The organism is Propionispira raffinosivorans DSM 20765, assembly GCF_000381065.1.
In the GTDB taxonomy this organism is placed as follows: domain Bacteria; phylum Bacillota; class Negativicutes; order Selenomonadales; family Selenomonadaceae; genus Propionispira; species Propionispira raffinosivorans.
Map to the genome: position 1 here is coordinate 20955 of NZ_KB905845.1, position 25943 is coordinate 46897.

At 39.2% G+C, this 25943-nt stretch carries 30 protein-coding genes; all 30 read right to left on the minus strand.

Going from position 1 to position 25943, the window contains the following annotated elements:
* Positions 1-1260 (minus strand): flagellar biosynthesis GTPase FlhF, encoded by a 1260-nt coding sequence (flhF, locus tag F606_RS0107035; protein WP_019553178.1) that lies wholly within the window; start codon positions 1258-1260, stop codon positions 1-3.
* Positions 1261-3327 (minus strand): flagellar biosynthesis protein FlhA, encoded by a 2067-nt coding sequence (flhA, locus tag F606_RS0107040; RefSeq protein ID WP_019553179.1) that lies wholly within the window; start codon positions 3325-3327, stop codon positions 1261-1263. It abuts the gene before it with no gap.
* A gap of 37 nt (positions 3328-3364) precedes the next feature.
* Positions 3365-4516 carry a flagellar biosynthesis protein FlhB gene (gene flhB / locus F606_RS0107045; protein WP_019553180.1) on the minus strand — a complete coding sequence of 384 codons (1152 nt, stop codon included), beginning with the start codon at positions 4514-4516 and terminating at the stop codon, positions 3365-3367.
* Positions 4470-5252: a flagellar biosynthetic protein FliR gene (gene fliR, locus F606_RS0107050; protein ID WP_019553181.1), complete on the minus strand. Its 783-nt coding sequence runs from the start codon at positions 5250-5252 to the stop codon at positions 4470-4472. Before fliR ends, flhB begins: the two co-directional genes overlap by 47 nt.
* A 15-nt stretch (positions 5253-5267) precedes the next feature.
* Positions 5268-5537 (minus strand): flagellar biosynthesis protein FliQ, encoded by a 270-nt coding sequence (gene fliQ / locus F606_RS0107055; protein ID WP_019553182.1) that lies wholly within the window; start codon positions 5535-5537, stop codon positions 5268-5270.
* A gap of 11 nt (positions 5538-5548) precedes the next feature.
* Positions 5549-6280 carry a flagellar type III secretion system pore protein FliP gene (gene fliP, locus F606_RS0107060; RefSeq protein ID WP_051083327.1) on the minus strand — a complete coding sequence of 244 codons (732 nt, stop codon included), beginning with the start codon at positions 6278-6280 and terminating at the stop codon, positions 5549-5551.
* Between the two features lie 44 nt (positions 6281-6324).
* Positions 6325-6885, minus strand: coding sequence for a flagellar biosynthetic protein FliO (gene fliO / locus F606_RS0107065; RefSeq protein ID WP_026329292.1), 561 nt, complete (start codon positions 6883-6885; stop codon positions 6325-6327).
* Positions 6885-7247 (minus strand): response regulator, encoded by a 363-nt coding sequence (locus F606_RS0107070; protein WP_019553185.1) that lies wholly within the window; start codon positions 7245-7247, stop codon positions 6885-6887. Before F606_RS0107070 ends, fliO begins: the two co-directional genes overlap by 1 nt.
* Positions 7248-7353: 106 nt before the next feature.
* Positions 7354-8535, minus strand: a complete 1182-nt coding sequence (gene fliY / locus F606_RS0107075) for a flagellar motor switch phosphatase FliY (RefSeq protein ID WP_019553186.1) — start codon at positions 8533-8535, stop codon at positions 7354-7356.
* On the minus strand, positions 8528-9535 hold the full coding sequence (fliM, locus tag F606_RS0107080; protein ID WP_019553187.1) for a flagellar motor switch protein FliM: 1008 nt from the start codon (positions 9533-9535) through the stop codon (positions 8528-8530). The genes fliY and fliM overlap by 8 nt, the downstream gene beginning before the upstream one ends.
* A 60-nt stretch (positions 9536-9595) precedes the next feature.
* Positions 9596-10075 carry a flagellar basal body-associated FliL family protein gene (locus tag F606_RS0107085; RefSeq protein ID WP_019553188.1) on the minus strand — a complete coding sequence of 160 codons (480 nt, stop codon included), beginning with the start codon at positions 10073-10075 and terminating at the stop codon, positions 9596-9598.
* A 90-nt stretch (positions 10076-10165) separates the two neighbouring features.
* The gene (locus F606_RS0107090) at positions 10166-10363 is read right to left on the minus strand and encodes a flagellar FlbD family protein (protein WP_019553189.1); all 198 of its coding nucleotides are present in this window, start codon (positions 10361-10363) and stop codon (positions 10166-10168) included.
* A gap of 68 nt (positions 10364-10431) precedes the next feature.
* Positions 10432-12216: a flagellar hook-basal body complex protein gene (locus F606_RS0107095; protein ID WP_019553190.1), complete on the minus strand. Its 1785-nt coding sequence runs from the start codon at positions 12214-12216 to the stop codon at positions 10432-10434.
* A gap of 80 nt (positions 12217-12296) precedes the next feature.
* On the minus strand, positions 12297-12695 hold the full coding sequence (locus F606_RS0107100; RefSeq protein WP_019553191.1) for a TIGR02530 family flagellar biosynthesis protein: 399 nt from the start codon (positions 12693-12695) through the stop codon (positions 12297-12299).
* Between the two features lie 52 nt (positions 12696-12747).
* Positions 12748-13221, minus strand: coding sequence for a flagellar hook capping FlgD N-terminal domain-containing protein (locus F606_RS0107105; protein WP_019553192.1), 474 nt, complete (start codon positions 13219-13221; stop codon positions 12748-12750).
* Between the two features lie 15 nt (positions 13222-13236).
* Positions 13237-14748, minus strand: coding sequence for a flagellar hook-length control protein FliK (locus tag F606_RS0107110; protein ID WP_019553193.1), 1512 nt, complete (start codon positions 14746-14748; stop codon positions 13237-13239).
* A gap of 140 nt (positions 14749-14888) precedes the next feature.
* On the minus strand, positions 14889-15026 hold the full coding sequence (locus tag F606_RS23140; protein WP_019553194.1) for a hypothetical protein: 138 nt from the start codon (positions 15024-15026) through the stop codon (positions 14889-14891).
* Positions 15027-15063: 37 nt separating this feature from the next.
* Positions 15064-15720, minus strand: coding sequence for a MotE family protein (locus F606_RS20720; RefSeq protein ID WP_019553195.1), 657 nt, complete (start codon positions 15718-15720; stop codon positions 15064-15066).
* 28 nt (positions 15721-15748) lie between these two features.
* Entirely contained in the window at positions 15749-16321 is a 573-nt protein-coding gene (locus F606_RS0107125) for a lytic transglycosylase domain-containing protein (protein ID WP_019553196.1), read from the minus strand.
* Between the two features lie 17 nt (positions 16322-16338).
* Positions 16339-16788, minus strand: coding sequence for a flagellar export protein FliJ (locus tag F606_RS0107130; RefSeq protein ID WP_019553197.1), 450 nt, complete (start codon positions 16786-16788; stop codon positions 16339-16341).
* 25 nt (positions 16789-16813) lie between these two features.
* Positions 16814-18124, minus strand: a complete 1311-nt coding sequence (fliI, locus tag F606_RS0107135) for a flagellar protein export ATPase FliI (RefSeq protein WP_019553198.1) — start codon at positions 18122-18124, stop codon at positions 16814-16816.
* Positions 18121-18897 carry a FliH/SctL family protein gene (locus F606_RS0107140; protein ID WP_019553199.1) on the minus strand — a complete coding sequence of 259 codons (777 nt, stop codon included), beginning with the start codon at positions 18895-18897 and terminating at the stop codon, positions 18121-18123. Before F606_RS0107140 ends, fliI begins: the two co-directional genes overlap by 4 nt.
* Positions 18890-19906, minus strand: coding sequence for a flagellar motor switch protein FliG (fliG, locus tag F606_RS0107145; RefSeq protein ID WP_019553200.1), 1017 nt, complete (start codon positions 19904-19906; stop codon positions 18890-18892). The genes F606_RS0107140 and fliG overlap by 8 nt, the downstream gene beginning before the upstream one ends.
* Positions 19907-19931: 25 nt before the next feature.
* Positions 19932-21515 (minus strand): flagellar basal-body MS-ring/collar protein FliF, encoded by a 1584-nt coding sequence (gene fliF, locus F606_RS0107150; protein ID WP_019553201.1) that lies wholly within the window; start codon positions 21513-21515, stop codon positions 19932-19934.
* Positions 21516-21549: 34 nt separating this feature from the next.
* Entirely contained in the window at positions 21550-21849 is a 300-nt protein-coding gene (fliE, locus tag F606_RS0107155) for a flagellar hook-basal body complex protein FliE (protein WP_019553202.1), read from the minus strand.
* A 15-nt stretch (positions 21850-21864) separates the two neighbouring features.
* Positions 21865-22308, minus strand: a complete 444-nt coding sequence (gene flgC, locus F606_RS0107160) for a flagellar basal body rod protein FlgC (protein ID WP_019553203.1) — start codon at positions 22306-22308, stop codon at positions 21865-21867.
* A 20-nt stretch (positions 22309-22328) separates the two neighbouring features.
* A complete protein-coding gene (flgB, locus tag F606_RS0107165) occupies positions 22329-22745 on the minus strand; it encodes a flagellar basal body rod protein FlgB (RefSeq protein ID WP_019553204.1) in 417 nt (138 codons plus the stop codon).
* Positions 22746-23038: 293 nt separating this feature from the next.
* Entirely contained in the window at positions 23039-23818 is a 780-nt protein-coding gene (gene codY, locus F606_RS0107170) for a GTP-sensing pleiotropic transcriptional regulator CodY (protein WP_019553205.1), read from the minus strand.
* A gap of 158 nt (positions 23819-23976) precedes the next feature.
* Positions 23977-25362: an ATP-dependent protease ATPase subunit HslU gene (gene hslU / locus F606_RS0107175; RefSeq protein WP_019553206.1), complete on the minus strand. Its 1386-nt coding sequence runs from the start codon at positions 25360-25362 to the stop codon at positions 23977-23979.
* A gap of 13 nt (positions 25363-25375) precedes the next feature.
* Positions 25376-25909 (minus strand): ATP-dependent protease subunit HslV, encoded by a 534-nt coding sequence (gene hslV / locus F606_RS0107180; RefSeq protein WP_019553207.1) that lies wholly within the window; start codon positions 25907-25909, stop codon positions 25376-25378.
* Positions 25910-25943 lie beyond the last annotated feature (34 nt).

Sequence of the window (25943 nt, forward strand, 5' to 3'; positions counted from 1 at the left end):
TTACCTCAACAATAACTCTGCCAGACCACGAGAACTAGCAGGAATTATATCATCTGGTACACTTTGCCCATTCGTAAAATAGGATAGTGTAATCGGATATTCATGAATTAAATTAACTACTGTGCCAATACTACTCGTTTCATCTACTTTTGTAAACAAAACTCGATCTGGTGCACACAAAGAAAATTTTCGGATAATATCTACTGCATCTTTATATTTTGTAGTGGCACTAAGCACAAGATGTTTTTCAATATTTGGATCAACAGCCAATAATTCACGCAATTCATTGAGCTGGAAATCATTGTGCTGACTGCGCCCTGCTGTATCAATTAAAATCAGCTGTTTATCGCGATGTTTGTCTATAGCAGCTTTAAGATCAGTAGGAGAATATACGGTCTCCAATGTTAAACCTATAATATCGGAATATGTTTTTAATTGTTCTACCGCTGAAATGCGGTATGTATCTGCTGTAATCAATGCAACATTCATTTCTTTTTCTAATACAAAACGAGCAGCGAGTTTTGCTAAAGTCGTCGTTTTTCCAACACCGGTTGCACCGATCAAAGCAATAATTTTTGTTTTTTGAGGTTTTATGATAATATCGTTGCCCGAATGCATTATATGATCAAAGTATGTCGTTAGGTGTTCTAAAACTTCAGGTGCATCTTTGTTTTGTAACATTTGTTTTTCCGAAATGCCTTTTAATATATCATGAATAATCGTATCAGCCACTTCATGCTCGGCCAAAATTTCAGGTACGGAAACAAATTGAGATGAATTTATCGGATCTGGCAGAGTCTGTTGCAGCATCATTTTAATCTGACTTAACTCTGCTTCTAACTGTTTGATTTTTTGCTCTTGCAAATCATCGTTCACTGTAGGCAAAAACCTATTTTGCCGTGTATCTTTTTGCAGCTTCGTACTCGGTGCAGTTTCGCTGTCAGACATTCGATCAAGATTACCAGCTGATTTATATTGCGTAACAATATTGCGCGGTACAATTGGATCTTGGCTAAAAACTCTATCAGCTTGATTCGTTTCATTACCTGCAAAATTTTTATTTTCTCTTTCCGGTAATGCTTTCCTTGGTACATCATCAACGGCTGCTGTTAACTCAACAACCTCTTTTCCTTTGTACCCCAAAAATCCACCTTTATGATATTTTTTTGTATGCAGAATTACCGCATCTATTCCCAATTCTGATTTAACTTGAAGCATTGCTGCCTGTATTGTAGCAGCCTTAAACACTTTAATTCGCAATTATATCTTCACCACCCCTAGAACCTGTATCTCTACACTTTGTTCTATTTCTGCATGCGACAATATGATAATACCCGGGACAGATCTTTCAACTAGTTTCCGAAAATACAAGCGTACCGCTGGACTTGTTAAAACAATCGCCTGATAGCCCATACTTGTTAAATTTTGCAATGCTTCATTAAGGGCATTCAGCAGTCGCTTCATACTGTCTGGTTCTAAGTTCACATAAGAACCATGCTCTGTCCGTTGCACAGCTGCGGCAATCATATTTTCCACCTGAGGATCCACCGTAATACAAGGTAAAACATTATTTTGGAGGTTCTGCTGAGTAATCTGACGAGCCAAAGCATGTCTCACATATTCTGTTAAAATGTCAGTGTCTTTCGTTGCTCTGGCATAATCAGCTAAAACTTCTAAAATGGTTGCCATATCACGAATTGAAACCCTTTCGCTGAGTAAATTTGCCAAGACTTTTTGTATCTCCCCAACCGACATCAAAGCTGGAACAAGTTCTTCTACGACAGAAGCACTTGTTTTCTTAACATTGTCAACCAAATTCTGTGTTTCCTGACGTCCCAAAATTTCATCCGCATGCGATTTGATCACTTCTGTCAAATGCGTTGCCAACACTGAAACCGCATCGACAACCGTATAGCCATTAAGCTCTGCTTGTTCACGCTCGGCCTCTGGTATCCAAAGTGCCGGCAGTCCAAATGCTGGCTCCACGGTATCAATTCCGGCAACTTCTTCAAAGACTGTACCTGAATTCATTGCTAAATAGTGATCAAGTAATAATTCTCCCTTAGCTATTTCAATTCCTTTTAATTTTATAATATATGCATTCGGTTTTATTTGAATATTATCCCTGATGCGAATTGTAGGAACGACAAGTCCTAATTCCAGCGCACATTGACGACGAATCATAACAATACGTTCTAATAAATCTCCGCCTTGACCTGTGTCTACTAAAGGAATCAAACTATAGCCGATTTCAAGCTCCATCGGATCAACCTGTAAAAGGGAAATAATGTTTTCAGGTTTTTTAATATCTTCTTTTTCCTGTTCTTCTTTTTGCACCGATTCCGTTTCCACTGATTCTTGCTCTGATTGTCGTAAATTATAAGCAATCACAGCAGCAATAACTGCTAAAGAAAAAAATGGTATTCCAGGCAGTCCTGGCACAATTGCCATAAGTGTAAGAACGCCAGCTATAATAAAGAAAATACGAGAATTTTTAAAAAGCTGTGTAACTAAGTCATGCCCTAAGTTTTCATCTGACGCAGCACGTGTAACAATAATACCAGTAGCTGTTGATACCAAGAGGGCTGGGATTTGATTGACCAGTCCTTCGCCTACCGTCAATAACGTATAAGTCTGCAACGCTTGGGTCACATCTAAATTACGTTGAACCATACCAATAATAAATCCGCCAAGAATATTGATAATAATAATGATGATAGCGGCGACCGCATCCCCCTTGACAAATTTACTGGCACCATCCATGGCACCATAAAAATCAGCTTCACGCTGAATTTTAATACGACGATCTTTTGCTTCAAGATCCGTGATGGCACCTTGATTCAAATCTGCATCAATTGACATCTGCTTACCAGGCATTGCATCCAAAGTAAAACGTGCCGAAACTTCGGCCACACGTTCGGCCCCTTTTGTGATAACGATAAACTGAATAATAATTAAAATAACAAAAATGATAAACCCTATTACAGCATTACCACCAACAACGAAATTACCAAATGACATGATGACTTCACCAGCATAGCCTTCTAACAAAATCAAACGAGTCGATGATACATTTAATGCTAAACGAAATAATGTTGTAACCAACAATAAAGATGGAAACACGGAAAAATCCAACGGCTCCACATTATAAACAGAAACCATGAGAACAACCAAAGCTAACGTAATATTAAGACATAATAATAAATCCAGTAATATCGTTGGCAACGGAATAATCATCATGATTACAATCATAATAATTGCTAAAGCAATTACTATATCACTGTACTTTTTTATAGCTCCTCCAATTGAAGACGTTTGTACTGTCATCCTGTACGCTCCTTATTTTACTGATTACAAAAAATGTTTAAGCCAATTTTTTATTTTTCAAACGATATACATAAGCTAAAACTTCCGCCACTGATTTATATAAATCTTGCGGTACAACATCGCCTATATCAGCAGTTGCATATAATGCTCTTGCCAGTGGTCTGTTTTCTACAATAACAACCCTGGCTTCTTTGGCAATTTCCTTGATTCTCTGAGCAATCAAATCTTTTCCTTTTGCCACAATAACTGGTGCGGTCATTCCTTGCTCATATTTAAGCGCTACGGCAAAATGTGTAGGGTTTGTGATAATAACATCTGCTTTAGGCACTTCCTGCATCATTCGCTGCATCGCCATTTCGCGCTGTTTCTGCTTGATTTTTCCTTTGATTTGAGGATCTCCTTCTGACTGTTTGTTTTCATCTTTTACATCTTGCTTACTCATTTTCAGTCCCTGCAGATGCTCCCATTTTTGATACATATAATCAATAACAGCTAGCACAAACATAACACCACAAATTTGAAAAGCCAGCGTAAACACGAGGTCTGAGGTTAAATGCAAAACAGAGTTAAGATCCGCATAAATTAATTTTGGCAGCTGTGTGATTTCTTTTGCTAAATATCTATAAATAAAAAACCCAACAACAAGAATTTTTAGAATAGACTTTGCTAATTCAACCAGTGATCGTTTCGAAAACATTCGGCCAAATCCAGTAATAGGATTCAATTTTTCCAATTTGAATCCTATAGCCTCTGTAGAAAATATAATGCCAACTTGAAAATAATTTATAGTAAGCCCTGTGATTGTAATAACTGCCATAATCGGCAGAGCTGTTTTTGCCAAAACCAATAACATTCCTAAAAATAAATGCATCACAGATTCAACATCTACGGGTTGATCAAGATGACTAAAAATATAAATCATATAACCAACAATTTCATTATAAATCGAACCGCCAAATACTTTAAGGGCCAAAAATCCACTCAAAATAACAAATGTTGAATTAATTTCCTGACTTTTTCCGACTTGCCCTTTGTTTTTAGCATCGGATTGTTTTTTAGCTGTCGGATCTTCTGTTTTTTCACCAGCGAAAAGCTGTAAATCAAATTTTTTATCTATGGATTTATTTGCTACAGGGAAATGCTTATTGCAAAGCTCGTAAAACAAGGAAGATATTCGCATACATTTCATTAAACATCACGCCCAAAAACAAAATATAAAATGGCAAGGCCATCGACAAGACAAATAAACCAATGATAATTTTGGCTGGTATCCCTACAACATAAATATTCATTTGCGGCATGGTCCGTGCGAGCACTCCCAAACCAACATCCGTCAATAAAATCGCAAACAAAACTGGTAAGGCAATCTTCATACCGGTTATGAAAATCCCCCATGTTAAATCAACAATGATAGCTGTCAAACTAAGATTAAAAGTAGCACCTAAAATAGGAACTAAGTTAAAGCTCTCAAACAACCCTGACAAAACTAAATGATGACTATTCGTTACCAAAAAAATAATAAGTCCTAAATTATACTTAAAACTTGCAATCAACGGTATTTGCTGACCGGATGTAGGATCCACCACATTTACAATCGCAAAGCCAACCTGCATATCCAATAATTTCCCAGCCATATTAATTGCAGAAAAAATAATCATCGCTGAGAAACCAATGAGCCAGCCAACAATCAATTCTGTAATCACAGCGAGGGCATAGCCCAATAAAGTTTCTGGAATCTGCAGGGAACTTTGTGCATCAACAATCGGAAATAAAACTAACGAAATAGCAAAACTCGCACCAACTCGGAGATAAATAGGAATATTTATACTGCCGAAGAAAGGTGCGATCATAAATACGCCGCTGATTCTTGTCAAAATCAAGAAGAATAAACCTACATGATTTTGCATTATATCATACAAATCCAACTTATTTTCCCCTTATCAGCCAATATATGCGGGCAAATTTGAAAAGATATTTATCACATAATCAACCATTAAACGAAGCATCCATGGTCCAAATACCAAAATAGCAACAAATACAGCTACGATTTTTGGAATAAAGGCTAATGTCTGTTCCTGAATAGAAGTTGTCGCCTGAAAAACACTTACTAGTAACCCAACTAATAAGCCCAAGCCCAGCATCGGTGCGGAAATCAGCATTACCATCATCAAAGCTTCCTGCCCAATCTGTATTACAAGATCACCAGACATTTTCTCATCTCCTATTTAAAACTTACAATTAATGAATGTATTAAAAGATGCCAGCCATCTACCATGACAAATAATAAAATCTTAAATGGCAGCGAAATCATAACTGGCGGCAGCATCATCATCCCCATTGACATCAGTGTACTTGCTACAATCATATCAATAACAATAAAGGGAATATAAATCATAAAACCAATCTGAAATGCTGTTTTAAGCTCACTTATAATATAAGCTGGAATCAATGTGAACGTCGAAACCTGTTCTTGTGTTTCAGGGCGCTCTGCCTGAGATAGATTAACAAACAACGCTAAATCGGATTCACGAGTCTGCTTAAACATAAAATCCCGCAAGGGATTTACCACTTGAGTCAGAGCCTCTTCCTGGGTAATAGTTCCAGCTAAATAAGGCTGAAGCCCATTATCATTCGCCTGGCTCCAATACGGCGACATAATATAAAACGTTATAAACATCGATAGTGCGATAATAATCTGATTCGACGGAACATTTTGTGTCGATAAGGCATTTCGTAAAAAAGATAAAACTACAACAATCCGAATAAACGACGTCGTCATAATCAAAATTGATGGTGCAATTGTTAAAATTGTAAGTCCCGCCATAATTTGCAGCGTAAGGGCAAGATCTTTTGGATTATCAGATGTGCCTAAACCAATATTAACATTTGGAACTAAAGGCGCTGCAAAAGCGCCTTCCGGTATACATAAAATCAAAAGCAGAACCCCTGCTATAAAAACAACATGTTGTTGTTTGAACACCAAAACAACCTCTTCCCTTATCTAGGATCTCTTTTATCTTTAAAAATTGCAGGAATTCGTCGCGATATTTGCTCAAGTGAAGATAATTGCTCTGAGAAAATTGTTTGCAGCTCTTTATTTACTCTTTTATCAACCGCTTTGCTGTGCAGTTGCTGAATTTCAAATTCATCCGTAATTTCTTGCAATAAAGTAATAGAATGATCTGTTACACCCATCACCATGACTTTTCCCGCAATTTCAATTACGCAAACCGCTCGATTGGGTCCTAAGGGCAAATTATCAAGAATTTTCCCTTCACTTTCTACCCCGATTTTTGCGTATTTACCACCCAAAAATCGGGAAACAAAATAAGCAAGTCCTAAAACAAAGGCAAACACCACTATCAAACTTAACAGATATGCCATGGTAGACCACCAAGACGATGGTGTCGGCTTAGCATCATTGACTTGATATGCCGACAGATAACCACCACTACCCGAAGAGGCTTCCTGCATCGATTGTGCAAAAGTTGGTTCTACACAAAAGACAAGAAGTGCAATCAAGAGACAAAAGCAACACCTATATTTCTGTTTATTCATTACCCTACAGCTTTACGCACTGCTTCTAAAACACGATCTGGTTGGAATGGTTTTACAATAAAGTCACGTGCTCCAGCCTGTATTGCTTCAATAACCATGGCTTGCTGTCCCATAGCACTGCACATAATAACTTTTGCATTGGGGTCAATTTTTTTAATTTCTTTTACTGCACTAATACCATCCATTTCAGGCATAGTAATATCCATCGTAGTTAAATCTGGTTTAAGCTCTTGGTACTTTTCCAAGGCTTTCAAGCCATTTTCTGCTTCACCAACTACCTCATATCCGTTCTTACTTAAAATATCCTTTACCATCATTCTCATGAATGCTGCATCATCTACAACTAAAACTTTTATTGCCATCGTGCATCTCTCCTCATAATTAATTTTGTTTTCATAATGAAACTATTGGCTATCTATACCAATTATATAGTAACAATACAATTTACTCAACACAATTCACACTGGCTCACTGTAGATTTTGTGCTCTTTCCATTGGGCTTACGATATCAGTAATGCGAACACCAAAGTTTTCATCAATAACGACCACTTCACCTTTGGCTAATAACTTACCATTGACCAAAATATCAACCGGTTCACCAGCTAATTTATCAAGTTCAATGATAGAACCATTTGCCAGCTCTAAAATATCACGAATTCGTTTTTTAGTTCGGCCTAATTCAACCGTAACTTGAAGTGGTACATCTAAAATAAGTCCAATATTAGCATCATTAACCGTTACCGGCTCTGTGGAAAGTGGTGAAAATTGTGCTGGTTGAACCGGTATATTTGATGCCACACGTGCCTGCTGCTGCATAGGCGCAGTTGCATAAGTTTGCTGCTGCGCTGGCTGCTGTTGAGGTGGTGCTGCGTAAGTTTCCTGCACCGGAAGCTGCACTTGCTGCTGCATGACTGGTGGCGCAGTCACTGCTGGCTCAGGTGCAGCTTCTGGCATTGATCCGGACATCAAATTACTTACCATATCCTTGGATATATCAATTGGTAAAATCTGCATGATTTCACTGTCAATCAAGCCCTCTACTTCCATGCGGAAAGAAACTCTGACGACTTTTTCTTCACTACCAACAAGGTCAGTTACTTTATCTTCTTTAGCAAGATCGATTAAATTGACTTTCGGTGGTGAAATATCAATTTTTTTGTTAAACATCGTTGATAAGGAAGTCGAAACAGCCCCCATCATTTGGTTCATTGCTTCACCAACTGCACTCATATGCAGTTCATTTAATTCCTCAGGGGGTGCTGTTCCCTCTCCCCCCATCATCAAATCAGCAATAATTAAAGCATCCTGAGCCTGAATTGCCAGAATATTATTACCTTCAATTCCATGTGTATAGCCAACTTCCACAATTAAATATGGCATTGGATAATGATCCTTAATCGAAGCTAACGTATCAATTGAAACTTGCGGTGTCGTAATGGAAACACGATGACCTAATAAAACGGACAAAGTTGTTGCCGCACTTCCCATTGATATGTTTCCTATTTCCCCTAAGGCATCTCGCTCTATATCAGAGAGCCGTTCTGCTACATCCGAATTGGAACTCGTATCTGCAGACGCTGAATCGTTGTTATCAATTCCACCTTTAAGTAATGCATCTATCTCTTCTTGAGAAATAAAATCATCATTCATCGTCGCCCTCATCTCCTTCCGTCATCACTCTGGTAATCTGTACTGCCGCCTTTTTCCCTGAGGTTCCAGGCCTACAAAAAAACTTTGGTCTTTTACCAACAAAAAGCTTCAACTCATCACTTACTTTTGTATCCAATTGCAAAACATCACCAAAACCCAAAGTCAAAAATTCTTGAATCGTAATATTAATAGAACCAAGTTCAATACTCACGGGAACAACTGTCTTTCGAATCTTTGCCTGCAAAAGTTCAATTTGTTCAGGATGATCTTGTTTTGCAACGGAAGAAGCCACCCAAAATGTCGTAGTAAGTTTCGACATAATTGGTTCTAGAACCAAATATGGAATACAGACATTTATAAGACCTTCAACTTTACCAATTTTAACCTGTAAAGTAACAATGACAACCATATCGCTTGGCGGAACAATTTGTGTGAATTGAGGGTTTGTCTCGATAGTTTCCAATTGCGGTTTTAATTTGATAACATTCGCCCAAGCATCACGGAAATTTTCAATCGCTTTATTTAGAATTTTACGTATCACCGCTTCTTCAATTTCCGTCAACGCTCTAATCTTCATAATCGTTTCGCCAGTGCCACCGAATAGGCGATCAATAATGGCAAATGCAATACTTGGATTGATTTCCATTATGACATTCCCCTTCAATGGTGGAACCGTTAAAACGCCAATAACACTCGGATTCGATAAAGAACGGACAAATTCTTCATATGTCAGTTGTTCTACCGAAGCCACGTCAACATTGATCATTGCTCGTAAATACGTTGATAAATAAGTATTCAAAAGGCGGGCAAAGTTTTCATGCAGCATATATAATGTACGGATCTGATCCTTCGAAAACTTATCAGGGCGTTTAAAATCATACATCTTAACTTTTTTTTGTAATTCTTCATCTTTCATTTCTTGTGCTGAAACAACACCTGTAGACAATGCTGATAATAGTTGGTCTATTTCAGATTGTGATAATACATCAGCCCCTGACAATCGTTTTCCTCCTTTCATACCCTTTATCATATTTGTTATTATATTGTATTGCTGAAACTATCATTGTAAAACAAAGTTTGTTATATATACATCGTATACTGATCCATCACCAATCGTCTGGTTCACCTGATCCTTAATTAAAGACTTCAAAGAATCTTGTTTTGCTGGATCAAATTCCTCTACTTTTTGAGAGCGTAAAATCTGCAGCACTGTATCCAGTATTTTTGTTTCCACCGCTGGTATAATTTTACCGTCTTTGAGATTTTTCTCATTACCAGGGTTCATTTCCAATACAATACCAACTTTTAAAAAGCGCCCGGACTTCACTCCACCGACATTGACAATAATACCATCCTTCGCATCACCAAGCTTAACAAAAATACCTGGATCTTTTCTTTGTACTTTCCCCACAGAATCCGTCATAACTTTTGTTGTCACAAAATAAGATATGCCTCCTGCAAAAATGAGACCAATAACAACTAAAACGATAATCAGTAGAATGGGTGATTTTTTCTTTTTTTCAACCTCTTCGTCAGCCACGTCTCTCTACACCTCCATGATGTCCCTTTGCAACTTTATTTTATAAAAATGCCATTAAAAATTTTATTCAAAAGCATTGATTCTTCAATTTTAAAATTTATGTAGAGCCCGACGATATGTCATTACCTGTCGTACAACCTCTTCCATAGTTTCTTCAACAATAAGTTTTTTCCCATTAATTAAAGTTACCACAGTATCAGGTGTCTGTTCGATTGTTTCGATAATCTCAGCATTTAAAATAAATTCACCTTTTTTATCCTCAGAGTTAAACTTTGTTAATTTTATCATGAAATTTCACTCCTTATTTTTAAAATAAGAGGGGGAGAAGTTATGATTCCCCCTCTATTTCAAACTATTTATCGTTTCATATTTACCAGTGTTTCAATCATTTCATCGGCTACCGTAATCATTTTAGAATTGGATTGGAAGGCACGCTGCGTCACAATCATATTACTAAACTCGGTGGACAAGTCAACATTTGACATTTCCAAAGCGTATGGAGTCAAGGTACCTGCACCACCATGACCAACTGTTGTCACTTGAGATTTGCCTGAATTTTGTGACTCTGCATAAAGACTTGACCCAGATTTGGTAAGACCAGCCGGATTATTAAATACGGCAAGGGCAATCTGCCCTTCTTTTTTTGTTTTAGAATTATCATAAGACCCAATAAGATAACCATTGACATCAATTGATACCGACGTAAGCGATCCCGCTGCATTACCATCTTGATCGGTAACCTGCGCTTCAGTCGATCCTGAGTTTTGGGTTACAGCTGAGAAATCCATCGCCATACTAACAGTCCCCGCCTGCGTCGTTGCGAACGAAGCCGCGCTGATACCTGTTTTATAAGAACTAGTCGTTGCATCCCAAGTCGAACCTGTACTGTATTTACCAGCAGTATCAAAAACAAGTTTATAATTCAAACCAGATACATCGTAGCCCGTATCTGTTTTTCCACTGCTTTTCACCGTCCAGGTATTATCTGCGACCTTAGTCATCGTTACAGGAATCTTATGTTCCACCCCTTGACTGTCATAGGCACTAATCGTAGAGGAGACATCCGTTTGCGCCACGCCAGTAATCGTCAACGGATACGTAGCACCAACAGCCAAAACCGTAGCTGGTGTTGTTGTATCCGTGACACTTGCGCCATCACTTAACGTGTAGGTTCGGGAATTCACTGTTTTTATCTTAGCTGTAAAGGAATCGCCAGAAGCATACGTTATCCCCGTTGCTGGTGTAACCGTAGCACCGTTTGATAATGCGGTTGCCGAAGTGAACGTAACACCAGTACCATCTGGATACGTAGAACCAACAGCCAACCCACTTGTCGCACCTGTAACGGTTGAGCCATCTGATAATGTGTAATTTCCTGCGGATCCACTTGCAATGGTAAGTGCAGCTGCGGTCGTTGGAAAATTATTAGTAGCTAGTGAACCTGTATCTGTTACCGTCGTTCCATTTGACAAAGTATACGAACCACTATCAACAGACTTGATTGTAGCCCCCGTATAAGAGTCGCCTTTTGCATACGTCGTTGTCAATGAATTATAGGTCACTTTTTTTCCATCAGATAACGTAATCGTAGGATTTGCCGATGCTGCTGATAAATTTTTACCATAGTTTACATAGGTTGTGGCCGTTGCAGGCATCGACTGTCCCATTTTAACAACAAGATCTTGTGTAGCACCCGTTGGATCAATTTTCCCCGTTGAATCAGCCATCCAGCCTTGCACTTTCAAACCAGTTCCCGTTACACCATAATTGCCATTCGTATCAAACTGAAAAGCACCATTACGGGTATACGATTGATTTGACCCATCGGATACAATAAAGAATCCGGCTTTAGATATGCACAAATCTGTATTTGCAGAAGTCGCCTGCACATTCCCATCGGTAAAGATTGTATCAATACTGGCAACACCGACCCCCAAACCGACCTGTTTAGGATTTGTACCGCCCAATGCTCCACTGCTTCCCGATGCAGAAGCCAGCATCTGATTGAATGTATCTTGATAAGTTACCCGTCCTGCCTTAAAACCTGTTGTGTTGATATTGGATATATTATTACCAGTTACATCCATTCCCGTCGTATAAGCCTTTAGTCCAGATACACCGGAATATAAAGAACGCATCATAATGAATCCACTCTCCTCTTAATATGTGCAGCAAGACTGCTTCTGTCAATCCACAGTCTTAAACTTCCCGAAGGTCCAGTTTAAATGATTACTGCACTATCTATATTCGTAAATATTGTATTTCTTGCACTGTTGCCATCCATGGCGGTAATCACTGTTTTATTTTGCACACTTACAACCAATGCAATATCATTGCAATAAACGAGCGATTCTTTCGCACCTTTTTGGGCAGCCCGCTTGACTGCATCATTGATTTTTGTTAAATCCTGATCACTCAATTGTAAATCACGGCTGCGAAGTCGTTCGATTGCATGCTGTGAAAACGTCAATTTATCCGTTTCTTTTGCTAAAAGCAACGCAAATTGATTTTTCTCAGAACTTTTAATATTTGACTCATGTACATTGGTATGTTGGTTTACAGTTGAATTGCCAATGGGCATCAGCGGCTGTGTTTGAAGATATATCATATGATCAGCCATACCCTTTATCCCCTTTTCAAAACTGCATAATCTGTATTTTTCCTCTTACCATTTAACTGATTTTTGTAATATTACCAATCGCGACTTCATGTTCTGTATTATCGCCAGTAACTTTCGTTAAAATCGTTGGTACACTACCAGCAAGACTCACACTCTGCACGACGCCAGTTGAAGATGTTTTGCCCGCGTCATCTGTCCACGTTACGGTTTTCCCAATCATGGAACTTACTTGTCCAACTAATACAGAGGTATCCATATTTTGCACCAGCGCCCCCACCTTTGTTATAGCCGTAACCATATTTGTCATCTGTTCCAACGATGAAAACTGTGCTAGCTGCGCAATTTGCTCTGAATTGTCTTGTGGATTGAGCGGATCTTGATTTCCCATCTGTGTTACGAGTAATTGCAAAAAAGTATCTTTATCCAATGTCCCCCCCGCAGTAGTTGATTTTGTTGATTTCGTTGCACTCGATGCAGCTACGCCATCAACAGTATTTAATGCGGTATTATCAATTGTAGTTGCCATAAAAAATCCCTCCTTTTAAATTCGATAATCTACACTGTCTTCTGTAATATTTCCATTGGTCAGATTGATTTTGTCTGCTTCTTCTTCAAAATCAGCTAAATTAATTTTTTGATTTTTAAAATGCGTATTTTGCTGTTGGCTATTGGTCTGATTATTTTGTCCATTCGACATAAAATCACCAAGCCCTGCATAAACCTCAACATTATCCACTTTCATGCCTTTGGCCTCAAGCTCCTGTTTTAGCTGTATCATGGAATTCTCCAGTATGGTTCTGACTTGGGCATTATCGCTATGAAAGCTTGCTGTCACCGCACCACCATTTGCCACGGATACTTTAAGTGTTAAATCACCAAGATGTTCTGGACTTAGTTTTATAACCATCTGTGTATCTTCTGTTGTCTTAATTAAACGAGCTTGATCCACGATTTGTCCAGGAATATCGTATTTTGCCAGCTGCTGTGTCTCCGTTGTTGCTGCATTTACTGCAGGTCCAGCCGATGCTGTGGTATTTAATGAGTTTAAAAACAATTGTTCAAATGCTGGCGATGTTTTTGTCTCTGGATTAGCTGGGACTTGCTGCTTGTCATGCGGTGCTTCATTTACCATTAAAGAAATTTTCTCAACTGGTTTTTCCAGCATACTTACTTCCATTGGCATATTCGGCTTAGATTGTCCAGCATCCGTTGCAACGACCTGCATCGGATTCACTGAATCCAGGCTTGACTTCGTCAATATAGTTGTTTTATCAGCATTACTTGCTGTTGACGGCACATCTGTCTTCTTGTCCGGTTTTCCACTGGCAGCATTACTGGTTAACTTGCTGATTTTTTCCATGAGTGCTGTATTGATTATAGGAATCGTACTATCCTCTGTTTTTCCAGTCACCGCATTCAGCATAGCCTGGCCGGCTGCTTTTTGTGTATCTTGGGCAGTGGTTGGCAAAATTTGCTGTTGTACTATTGTTGCCATCTTGGCAGACACGACTGGATTAGATGCAAGATTCGCTGTAGCAGAAACACTTGGCAAGACTTGCTGCTGATCTATTGTTTCCATCTTTGTCGACACGACTGGATTAGACGCAAGATTCGTAGCAGAAAGGGCAGACAATGCTTGTTTTTGATCCAGTGCCGAAGTCGCACTTAGTTTGCCATTTAGCATATTGAACAGAGATTGCTGATCATTTTGTATTCCAACACCTACTGCCGTTTTAGTACCTTCTGAAGCAGCTCCAGCTTGACTTTGCTGTGCTATATCTGCTGTCAATGTGCTGCGTACATTTTTCCCATTCAGCATATTCATCAGGTCTTGATTGGGAATCTGTACTTCACCATTCTTTGGCAAAAGCTGCTCAAGGGATGATAAATTTATCCCAGATGCTGCCGTCGTACTTGTCTGTAGAAATTTAGAAAAATCCACCGTAGACATAGCCTTTACCTTACTACGGCCCTGTTCATTCGGTTGTGCTAAATCTGCTGGATTTGACTCGGCAAGAATCTGCACATTCGGCAATGATGCTACATTAACCATTAAAACAGCTTGTTGCGCAAGCAGATTGTCAGCACTCTGTCCTTTGGGCTGATCTTTTGTGTCATCTGTTAGCGTCTTTACATCCGTTTTATCCGTATCTTGAGTTTGATCAGAATCTGATTTTTGTTGCTGTGCCTTACCTAGTATATCACTAAAATTTTTGCCATTTTTTTGTCATTTGTACTTGATACATTGTTTTTTGCTTTTGGACTAGTTACTGTCACAGGCGTATCATTTGCAACCGAGACAGAACTACTCAAATTCGTTGCTGCATTCATTCGTATTCACCTCCTTTCTTCACTATACAAACTGCACTTATTGAATCTGTGTAACTGGTGGCTTGCCATTATACATACTTTGCGTAAGTCTTGCACTTTTTGATGGATCAAATCCAGCTAAAATTTTAGCTGATTGCGACTCATCCATCTTTTGCAGGATTTCAATGATCATATCATCATTTAAATCATCAAGAATAGCCACCGCATCTTTAGGTTTCATCTGTTCATATAAACGAGCTAATTTTGAAATACGTTTTTTTTCTTCAGCCTGACGAAGTTTCATTTGTTTTTCGACTTCATCCTTACTCAAAACGACCGGTTTCGATGGTTCTAATTTAGACTCCGTATTCAGTTTAGCATCCGTAACTTTACCATCTGTTTTTGCTGTTGTATCAACTTTCATATCCGTTTGTTTCTCTGTACTGCTATCCTTAGCTGTTCCAGCTGGTTTAACAAAATAATCACCAATAATCGGATATTTATAGAGTTCCATTTTTTCATTGATCGCATTGGCATCAAAAATTCTAAGGTAGATTCCTAAAAAAAATCCTCCTACAATTAAAATCAAAAGCAGTAGCGCTATGGAACTAATTTTTAAGATTTTTTTGAATTTACTTGGTTTTTTTCCTGCGTTGCCTGACGGACCAGCTGAGATTGCTGACGCTGCAGGTTTACTAACTTTTTTCACTGCCATTTCACTACCTACTTTCGGGGATTATAGCTTATTGGTAAAGATCCAATACTTTACTTACATAATTTTGAGTTTCTGCATAAGGCGGAACACCATTATAATTTTTCACGGCTTGAGGTCCTGCATTATATGCCGCTACCGCTTTGGAAACATCACCATGAAATGTCGTCAGCATTTGTTTTAAGTACTTAGCTCCACCATCAATATTTTGCGCAGGATCATAGACATTATTGACGCCAAGTTCTGCGGCAGTTTCTGGCATCAACTGCATGACGCCCACTGCTCCAGAACCTGAAACTGCATCCTCGCGATACCCAGATTCAGTCTGCGCCACCGCCGAAACAAGTTTTGGATCAAGTCCATATTTGTTGGCAGAAGCTGAAATCAAGCCGCTGATATTGGCTCCCGGACTCGTAAGTTGACCCGATGATCCAGTTTTTTTGCCAGTCGTAGAAGTTACTACGCCACCAAATTCCCCTGTTTTTGTTTGTAGTTCAGACTCAAGTAATTTTGAAAAGTTAGCAGTTCCCACTGCTGCGGAACCAAAACGTGCTTGTATATTCTGGATTCGCTGAATAATTTGTGTAACACCACTACTACCCATATCCACTCTTCTTCACCCTACTTTGCTGCTCTTGTATAAATTTGCAAACCTATTTCATCAAGCTGTTTTTGTTCTTCGGCTAAAGCTTGTTGTTTAAATTCATCAAACCGTTTTCCCCTAAGCTGTTCAATACTTTTAAGTTTATTCATAACAATCTTAAGTTCTTCAAGTCTTTGCATTCTTTCTTGCGCTGCTTTGATTATTGCTTGCTTTTGCTGTTCTATTTGCGACCGTTTCCAAGCAAAAAAGCTGCTATATGTCGTAAGCACCGTAATGTTTATTTTCGTACGAGCTGTCATTACTTCATACTCTTGCAATCCAGCCTGCATTTCTTTTTCAAGATTTGTTAAAGCGTTTTTTTGATTTATTAAATGCTGCGTAGCTTGCGCCAGCTTAACCTCTGATTTATCTTTGTTCATTTTTGTGACTTTGAGTAATGCTGCTAATTGGAATTTAAATTTTTTCATGATATAACCTCAGCTTACTTCCAAATTACAAAGTAAGCAATGCCTGTTTTGTTTCCTCAAATGTATTAATTTCAAAAACATCCTGACATAAAAATCGATTGATTCCCTCTATTTTTTGAATAGCACGATCAATTTGTGGATTAGAACCCGCTACATAGGCTCCAATATTAATCAAATCAGCTGCTTCGCGATAAACTGCCATTGTAGAACGCAATTGCTGGGCTGCCTGATAATGTTCTTTGGAGACAACTTCCATCATAACCCTGCTGACGCTCGATAAAACATCAATTGCCGGATAATGATTTTGTGCGGCAATCGCTCGTGAAAGAACAATATGTCCATCCAGAATACTTCGTACAGCATCGGCAATCGGTTCATTCATATCATCCCCATCAACGAGTACCGTATAAATCCCCGTAATTGACCCCTTATCATTCGTCCCTGCTCGCTCTAAAAGTCTTGGGAGTAAAGCAAAAACAGATGGTGTATAACCACGTGTCGCTGGTGGTTCACCTATCGTAAGCCCAACCTCACGCTGGTCCATTGCAAAACGAGTTACAGAATCCATCATCAAAATAACTTTCATGCCTTGATCGCGGAAATATTCAGCAATTGCTGTTGCTGTCATCGCACCTTTAATACGAACCAACGCTGGTTGATCTGATGTGGCAACGACCACTACAGATCGTTTAAGCCCTTCTTCACCTAAATCACGCTCAATAAATTCCTTCACTTCACGACCACGTTCACCAATCAAAGCAATGACGCTGACATCGGCTTCCGTATTTCTTGCAACCATACTTAAAAGCGTTGATTTTCCAACACCACTGCCTGCCATAATACCAATACGCTGTCCAGAACCGATGGTCATTGCACCATCAATAGCTCGCACCCCAACATAAAGGGACTCTGTGATGCGTGGTCTGGACAATGGATGCGGCGGTGTCGCATGCAGCGGATATTCCTGAGCTGCACTTAGAGGACCTTTACCATCCATAGGATTGCCTAAACCATCTACGATACGACCTAATAGCTGCTTGCCAACCTTAACTTTAAGAACTTTCTGAGCAGAGATAACTTCACAGCCTGGTCCAATCCCCTGCATTTCACCAATTGGCATCAATAAAACAAAACCACCACGAAAGCCTACCACTTCAGCGGGAATCGGCTCTATATTATCGAGACGTGAACAAACGTAACATAACTCACCAAGACTTACATTTGGTCCCTGCGACTCAATGACCAGCCCAATAACTTGTGTAATCTTACCATTCATTTTAATTGATTCACACGACTGAATAGCATCCATAAATTTTTTCGTATTCATTTCCATCATTGTAAAACTTCCTGAATTGATTTTTTTACGATTTCAAGCTGTGTAGCTAGTCTTGCATCCACATTGCCATTGGCCGATTCAATAATACAGTCACTATCGCCAAGTGCCGGGTCCGAGGAAATTTTCAAAGTTCCTTGTCCGTCAAGCATAGACTGAAATTCATTTTTCCCCATTAAAACAAACTCATAATTGGGTGGCGACACGCGAATAACAATATTGTTTTGGTCTTTCACTTTATTAAGCGCAGACCGAACCATCGGCAGGATAAGCTGTGGTGCATCAATAAAATGCTGTGGCAGTACTTTATCAGCAATTGCCATGACTAACTCGATAATTTGTTTTTCTGCTTGTTGTACACAATTTTCTTTTTCAGTTTCTGCCAAAGCAATGGTCGATTCTGCTTTTTTATTAGCCGTCTCAATAATACCCTGTTGTTCTTTTACAGCAGCTTCGTAGCCTTCGTTGTGCCCCTTGTCATAACCATCTGCTTGTCCTGCTGCCTGTGCTGTTTGTTTCATCTCTTCAGCTTCAAGTGCAGCTTGTGCAAGGAGGGATTCAACGTGGCGCTGTGCCTCTGCAATCATTGCATTACGTTCCAGTTCTGCATTTTCAAGTACTTTTTGTGCCTTTCGTTCTTCTTCCAGCACAAAAAGCTGAGCAGCGGTTGATAGATCCGTGGCTTTCTCTAACCCAGCCGCCATATGAGTTACAGCCGGATTTTTTACAAGTCGTGGTTCTTCATGCCATACAGCACCTTTAATTACCCTAGACAATCATTTCGTCTCCCTTGCCGCGTGCTACAACAATTTCACCTTTTTCTTCAAGACTCCGGATGACATTTACCACTTTTTGCTGTGCTTCTTCTACATCGCGAATCTTGACAGGTCCCATAAATTCAATTTCTTCTCTCAGCATATCGGCTCCACGTTTTGACATATTTTTATAAACTTTTTCGCCAACTTCCGGAGCAGTTGCTTTGAGTGCCAGTGATAAGTCTTTGGTATCAACTTCTCGCAAAACCATTTGCAGTGAACGATCATCAATCATTACAATATCTTCAAATACAAACATGAGACGTTTGATTTCTTCAGCAAGTTCTGGATTATCAACTTCGAGACTTTCAATAATCGTGCGTTCGGTTGTTCTGTCCACACGATTCAATACTTCAACGATTGAGCCAATACCACCAGCTGTTGTAAAGTCTTGATTAACCAGTGAAGAAAGTTTCTTTTCTAAAACGCGTTCCACATCACGCAAAACATCCGGTGACGTTCGATCCATGGTAGCAATCCGTCGTGCCACTTCAACTTGGCGTTCCGGGGCTAAAGAGGCGATAATAGTGGCCGCTTGGTCTGGATCGAGATAAGCCATGATTAAAGCAATCGTTTGTGGATGTTCATTTTGAATAAAATTCAGCAATTGACTTGGATCTGTCTTACGTACAAAATCGAAAGGTCTGATTTGCAAGCTGCTTGTCAAACGATTGATAATATTTAACGCTTTTTCTGCCCCCAGAGCTTTTTCGAGTACACTTCGAGCGTAATCCAGACCACCAGCTGAAATATAACTTCTAGCCATTGCTAATTGATAAAATTCGCTTATCACTTGTGTTTTTTGCTCTTGCGTCACTTTTCTTTGGTTGGCTATTTCCAACGTAAGTTTTTCTATTTCATCTTCACTGAGATGTTGAAACAAAACGGCTGAATTTTCGGATCCTAATGCAATAAAAAGTATTGCCGCCTTTTGTTGATTTGTCATTTCTTTGGAACTAGCTTCATACATATTTGCTCACACCCATATTATCAAATTAGTCTTCCGACAACCAGGTCTTGACCAATTGAGCCATTTCATCCGGTTTGTTCCTGATCAATTCTTCGAGCGCCTGACGTTCTGTCATTTGTGTCTGTTCTTCTTCAGTCAAATCACTATCGGTAACCTTGCCAGCGGCAATTGCTGCGGCACGTTTTTCTTCAGAGATTCTGATCGCCTCCGCTTCTTGTCGAGCTGCTTCTTCAACAGCTTCCAATTCGAGACGTTTTTTACGACGATACAGATATATTGCTGTAGCGATAAGTGCTAAAACTAAGACAACAGCCGCAATCTGTAAGTAGAATATCCTCTGTTCTTTATCACGCTGATCTTGTTCTTCTTTGGCTCTTTTATCCATCATTTCAGTGCTAAATGGCAATGTTTCAACCGAAATTGTATCACCGCGCACTGTATTTAAACCTACAGCCGAAGATACAACCCGTGAAATACTATCTTGCTGCGCTCCAGTAACCTGATCGTCAACAAGAACAGCAATCGTCAGACGCTTTACAGCTCCGGGCGATGCAATGATTTTTTGTTTTTCTTCATTTATTTCATAATTTTTTGTCGCTTCTTTTTTTTCATACTGAGACTGCGCATTATTAGCTGCAACATAACCTGGTATATTAGAAGTAGTACCCGCAGGTCCACCAGGGGCCCCGGAAGTACCATTATATGTTTCTGCTGTTTCTTGCGAACTGCGAATAATACCCGAATCATCTACGACTGGTGTAAACGTCTGCTTATCTGTTGTTTTTTGATCAAAATCCAGTTCTACATTCAAACGAACAACTGCTTTTCCTTCACCTAATGCCTGATCAAGTAAGGTTTGCACATTTTTTTGCAATTGATCCTGCACTTTTTTAGCCATATCAATTTGCGTCAATGTAGTATTGCCTACATTTTTCTCATCACTTTCATCCGGGTCATTCAAGATTTTCCCCATATTATCAACAATCGTAATATTTTCTGCCTGTAACCCTTGAACACTATGAGCGACTAAATTAACAATCCCCTTTACCTGGCTTTTTGATAACTGTGCATTTGGTTTCAGTTTTAACATAATGGAAGCCGTTGCTGGTTTTTCATTTTTTTTATATAAACTGTCTTCCTGCAAAACAATATGGACTCTTACTTTATCAACTTCTTCAAGCTGCTCAATCGTCCTGGTCAATTCACCTTGTAAGGCCTGTAAATAATTTACTTTATTTTGAAATTCTGTAACCCCAAGCTTCGTATCCTCAAAAATCTCAAAACCTTTTTGACCTCGAGGAAGACCCTGCGTTGCTAAGTTCAACCTAGCATTATGAACGTCTTTCGACGAAACTAAAATTGCTGTACCATTTGGACTTTCCTGTACTTCATAAGCAACCTTTGACTCTTTAAGTTTAGCTGCTACTTCACCTGCGTCTTTGGTTTCCATACCAGTAAACAGCGGAACCATATCTGGCTTGCTGCCATACCAATAACTCCATCCCAAGAGTGATATCATTAAAAGTGCTGCCACGCCGATAATCGTATAACGTTGTCGTTTACTTAGTTTATTCCAAAGTTGCAGATACTGTTCCTTCCAGTCTGCCATCGTCTCAATCCTTTCGCCCAATAAAAAGTATCAATTAAACCTGCATACGCATAATTTCTTGATAAGCCTCTACTGCTTTGTTACGGACCTGCATTGTAAGTTGTAAAGCAATATTAGCTTTTTCCGTAGCTATAACAACTTGTGAAATATCCTGAACCTGTCCAGCCGCTAAAGCTTTATCTGCAGCAATAGCCTGATGCTGCAAATCATTTGTCTTTTGTAGCGCATCGCCTAAAAACTGTCCAAAACTTTTCTGTACAACCTGCTGATTTTCACCGAGATGACTTACTGCGCTCATCGCTACCGGTGTTAACTTCAACGCCTCAATCTGCATGTTTTTCACACCTCATCATTTTCCAATATCAAGCGCTTTCATTGCCATACTTTTCGCTGCATTAACAGCCGTAACATTGGCCTCATAAGCTCGCGAAGCCGTAATCATATCCACCATTTCTGAAACAATGTTCAAATTTGGCATTTCAACATATCCATTTGCTTTTGCATCCGGATTTGAAGGATCGTAAACGAGACGTCCAGGCGTTGTATCCGCTTCAATCCCAACCGCTCTTACGCCATCACCTTTTTGGCTATCGGCTGTACTTGACAGAATATTAGCAAATGAGTCTCCATTACCAGTTCGCGGTTCGAACACGACAAATTTCCGACGGTATGCACCACCCTCGGTTGTTCGTGTTGTATTCGCATTTGCAATGTTATTCGATATAACATCCATTCGTAAACGTTCAGCAGTCATACCAGACGCAGAAGCGTCAATTGCTCCAAACATACTCATATAATACCCTCCTCCTTGATTTATTTTTGTCCAGCAATGACTGACTTCAAACTAGACATGTAATCGCCAATCTGCCTGACCATTGCATTATAATAAATATTATTTTTAGCAAGATCTGCCATTTCTATATCAACATCGACATTATTGCCATCCGTACGCATCGTAGTTGTTCCTATTTCTTTAATTTGCGGAGCAATCTCACCATTCAATGAACCCATCGGTAAATGCTTATCATTTGTCCGCACTACATCTAAATCTCCGCTGCCCGGATCAAGCTGTTTTGCCAATAAACTTTCAAATGTGACTTCACTCTTTTTAAAACCAGGCGTATTGACATTGGCAATATTATTACTGATAACCTGGTGTCTCGTATTGGCAGCATGCAGCCCTTGTGCTAATATATTGATGGTTGATGAACCAACGACTTCATTTATCATGTTTTTCCTCCATCTCCAACATATTTATTTACATAACATATAAGTGCATAGCGATAATAGTCTAAAAAACAAATTTATCTATATAAGTTTCTACCTTTCCCTATTTTTAGCTAAAATACCTTTAAAATTCGCAAATTTTTTCCTATTTATATTGTCGCTAAATTCAGAGTAAAACTCCATAGTTAATTCGTCCTAAGTTTTTCCAGAATCAAATCAAAACAACTACTTTTTTAAAGAAAACAGAAAGAGAGCACCATCAATTTCATGGTACTCTCTTTCTGGTATTCTAAAATTTATCGTTTTAATTTTTGAACTTCTTCCAAAAGATGTTCATTCAAAACTTTGATATAGGTGCCTTTCATGCCAAGAGATTTGGATTCAATAACTCCCGCCGATTCAAACTTTCTAAGCGCATTTACAATAACCGATCTCGTAATCCCTACACGATCGGCAATTTTCGATGCCACAAGTAGGCCTTCAGTCCCATCAAGCTCACCAAGGATGTTAATAGCCGCTTCTACTTCGGAATACGACAATGTTGCCAAAGCAATTTGTACTGTAGCTTTTTTGCGAGCTTCCACTTCAATTTTTTGTGTATGGTCCCTAAGCATCTCCATGCCGACGACGGTTGCACCATATTCAGCTAAAATCAAATCTTCATCGGTAAACTCTTCATTGAACTTCGCTACAATCAATGTCCCAATACGTTCCCCAACACCATAAATCGGTACAATCGTTGTATTTTTCCCATTAAACATGCATTGTGTTTCTTCACTAAAAGCACACATGCCGCTTTTTGTTCTGAGATTCGGTGATGTTTCATCCACTTTTAGTAACCAATTTACATAATGCTTCGGAAATTCTCCCGGGGTAATGACTTTATCAATCATAAGATCACATTCAAAATCATCAATAAAAGCATAGCCAAAAATTTTACCTTTTTTGCTGGCAATATAAACATTTGCCCCTATCACATTGCTGAGCACACGAGAAATACCATCATACTCCACGCTCTCGGATTTTTGTAATAATTTATTAATTTTTCTTGTTCTTTCTAATAATGCACTTGCCATAAATAAATCTTCCTTTCAAACTTCAACGTCAATAGATACGCTCAATTCATACTTATTATTTTCTATTTTATCATACTTTTCTATACAATTGTAGATAAGTAGTGTTATTATTTATAAATTTTTTGAAAATTCATGCAAACCGTACAATTTAATCAGTTTCATAAAATGAAATGACTTAAGTCTTGATCCACTACAATATGAGCCAATTTGCTCTGCACATAAACCAAATCAATCTTAATGCATTTCACTTCAAGTTCCGGTGCATCAAACGCTAAATCTTCAAGCAGTTTTTCCAAAATCGTATGCAGACGTCTCGCGCCAATGTTTTCTGTCTGTTCATTGACCTTACAGGCTATATCAGCCAATTCATCAATGGCCTCAGCCGTAAACTCAATCGTCAGACCTTCTGTTTCAAGTAAAGCAGCATATTGCTTAAGTAATGCATTAGCCGGTTCCGTCAAAATGCGCTTAAAATCGTCTTTCGACAACGCCGTAAGTTCAACTCGAATTGGAAAACGTCCCTGTAATTCAGGAATCAAATCCGACGGCTTAGTTGTATGGAATGCACCAGCTGCAATAAACAATACATGATCTGTTTTAAGCGGACCATATTTCGTAACAACGGTCGACCCTTCGACAATTGGCAAAATATCGCGCTGGACACCTTCTCTAGATACATCCGGGCCAGAAGAGTTGCCTCGGCCTGCTACCTTATCAATTTCATCGAGAAAAATAATCCCGCTGTTTTCTGCCATTTGAATCGCATCTGTTGTAATCTCATCCATATCAATCAACTTTTGCGCTTCTTCCTGAATGAAAACCTTACGTGCGTTTTCGACGGTCACCTTACGCGTTTTTTTCTTTTTTGGTAATATACTGCCCAGCATATCTTGAATATTGCTGCCCATGTCTTCAATACCAGATCCAGCAAACATCCCCACCATCGGGGCAGTATCTTCCACATCAATTTCGATGATTTCTTTTTCCATTTCGCCGGCAGCCAGACGTTTTTTGCACCAGTCACGACCAGCCTGATATTTCGGTTTCTCTTCCTGCTGCGGATCCGGCTGAGCATCTGCGGTTTCTTTGTTGAATAACTGGGCTAATGGATTTTTGTTTTTCGTTGTCTGATCTGGAACAAAGTAATCTAAGATTCGTACTTCAGCTAATTCTTGCGCTTTATCATCAACGGCAGCCATTCTTTCTTTTTTGAGCATCCGGACTGCCACTTCAGCCAAATCGCGTACCATGGATTCCACGTCGCGTCCAACATAGCCAACTTCGGTAAACTTGGTCGCTTCAACTTTTACAAAAGGTGCTTTAACCAACTTAGCCAATCGCCTGGCAATTTCTGTTTTCCCCACACCAGTCGAGCCAATCATCAGAATATTTTTAGGAATTATATCTTCCTTCATTGATTCTGGCAGCCGTTTACTACGCCAGCGATTACGCAGTGCAACAGCAACTGCCCGTTTTGCCTGTATCTGCCCGACAATATATTTATCGAGTTCTTTCACAATTTCTCTTGGTGTCTGTTCATTCAAGCTGAATAACCCCCTAATCCAATTCTTCAACTTTGATATTATGATTTGTATACACACATATATCAGCAGCAATTTCTAATGCTTCTTGCGCAATTTCAGCTGCTGAAAGCTGTGAATGTTTTACCATTGCTCTTGCTGCCGCCAATGCATAAAATCCGCCGGAACCAATTGCAGTCACACCTCCATCAGGCTCAATTACTTCCCCATTACCTGATAAAATAAGCATCGTTTCACTATTAACAACAATCAAAAGAGCTTCCAATTTACGCAGCACACGATCCGTACGCCAGTCTTTCGCCAGTTCAACCGCAGCTCGCATCAGATTTCCATTAAATTCTTCCAATTTTGTTTCAAACTTTTCAAACAAGGTAAATGCATCGGCCACTGATCCGGCAAAACCTGCCAAAACAGTGCCGTGATAAAGTCGGCGGACCTTTCTTGCATTGGCTTTCATAATAGTATTTTGACCAAAGGTAACTTGCCCGTCACCAGCTATTGCTGTCTTCCCCTTATGTTTTACAGCAACAATCGTTGTAGCATGAAACATAAAATCATTCCTCCTATTTCAAGACACAAGTAAA

Excerpts from the sequence above, each read along its gene's own strand:
- F606_RS0107100 (WP_019553191.1), bottom strand. The coding sequence starts at position 12,695 with ATGGCTGATCATATGATATATCTTCAAACACAGCCGCTGATGCCCATT.
- codY (WP_019553205.1), bottom strand. The coding sequence starts at position 23,818 with ATGGCAAGTGCATTATTAGAAAGAACAAGAAAAATTAATAAATTATTA.
- fliY (WP_019553186.1), bottom strand. The coding sequence starts at position 8,535 with ATGAATGATGATTTTATTTCTCAAGAAGAGATAGATGCATTACTTAAA.
- flgB (WP_019553204.1), bottom strand. The coding sequence starts at position 22,745 with ATGATAAATGAAGTCGTTGGTTCATCAACCATCAATATATTAGCACAA.
- fliI (WP_019553198.1), bottom strand. The coding sequence starts at position 18,124 with ATGATGGAAATGAATACGAAAAAATTTATGGATGCTATTCAGTCGTGT.
- fliF (WP_019553201.1), bottom strand. The coding sequence starts at position 21,515 with ATGGCAGACTGGAAGGAACAGTATCTGCAACTTTGGAATAAACTAAGT.
- F606_RS0107095 (WP_019553190.1), bottom strand. The coding sequence starts at position 12,216 with ATGATGCGTTCTTTATATTCCGGTGTATCTGGACTAAAGGCTTATACG.
- fliO (WP_026329292.1), bottom strand. The coding sequence starts at position 6,885 with ATGAATAAACAGAAATATAGGTGTTGCTTTTGTCTCTTGATTGCACTT.
- flhA (WP_019553179.1), bottom strand. The coding sequence starts at position 3,327 with ATGACAGTACAAACGTCTTCAATTGGAGGAGCTATAAAAAAGTACAGT.
- fliQ (WP_019553182.1), bottom strand. The coding sequence starts at position 5,537 with ATGTCTGGTGATCTTGTAATACAGATTGGGCAGGAAGCTTTGATGATG.
- fliE (WP_019553202.1), bottom strand. The coding sequence starts at position 21,849 with ATGCAGATTGAGGCGTTGAAGTTAACACCGGTAGCGATGAGCGCAGTA.
- F606_RS20720 (WP_019553195.1), bottom strand. The coding sequence starts at position 15,720 with ATGGCAGTGAAAAAAGTTAGTAAACCTGCAGCGTCAGCAATCTCAGCT.
- F606_RS0107110 (WP_019553193.1), bottom strand. The coding sequence starts at position 14,748 with ATGGTTAATGTAGCATCATTGCCGAATGTGCAGATTCTTGCCGAGTCA.
- F606_RS23140 (WP_019553194.1), bottom strand. The coding sequence starts at position 15,026 with ATGAATGCAGCAACGAATTTGAGTAGTTCTGTCTCGGTTGCAAATGAT.
- F606_RS0107130 (WP_019553197.1), bottom strand. The coding sequence starts at position 16,788 with ATGAAAAAATTTAAATTCCAATTAGCAGCATTACTCAAAGTCACAAAA.
- F606_RS0107125 (WP_019553196.1), bottom strand. The coding sequence starts at position 16,321 with ATGGGTAGTAGTGGTGTTACACAAATTATTCAGCGAATCCAGAATATA.
- F606_RS0107090 (WP_019553189.1), bottom strand. The coding sequence starts at position 10,363 with ATGATAAAATTAACAAAGTTTAACTCTGAGGATAAAAAAGGTGAATTT.
- F606_RS0107070 (WP_019553185.1), bottom strand. The coding sequence starts at position 7,247 with ATGGCAATAAAAGTTTTAGTTGTAGATGATGCAGCATTCATGAGAATG.
- flhB (WP_019553180.1), bottom strand. The coding sequence starts at position 4,516 with ATGAAATGTATGCGAATATCTTCCTTGTTTTACGAGCTTTGCAATAAG.
- hslV (WP_019553207.1), bottom strand. The coding sequence starts at position 25,909 with ATGTTTCATGCTACAACGATTGTTGCTGTAAAACATAAGGGGAAGACA.
- flgC (WP_019553203.1), bottom strand. The coding sequence starts at position 22,308 with ATGAGTATGTTTGGAGCAATTGACGCTTCTGCGTCTGGTATGACTGCT.
- F606_RS0107105 (WP_019553192.1), bottom strand. The coding sequence starts at position 13,221 with ATGGCAACTACAATTGATAATACCGCATTAAATACTGTTGATGGCGTA.
- fliG (WP_019553200.1), bottom strand. The coding sequence starts at position 19,906 with ATGTATGAAGCTAGTTCCAAAGAAATGACAAATCAACAAAAGGCGGCA.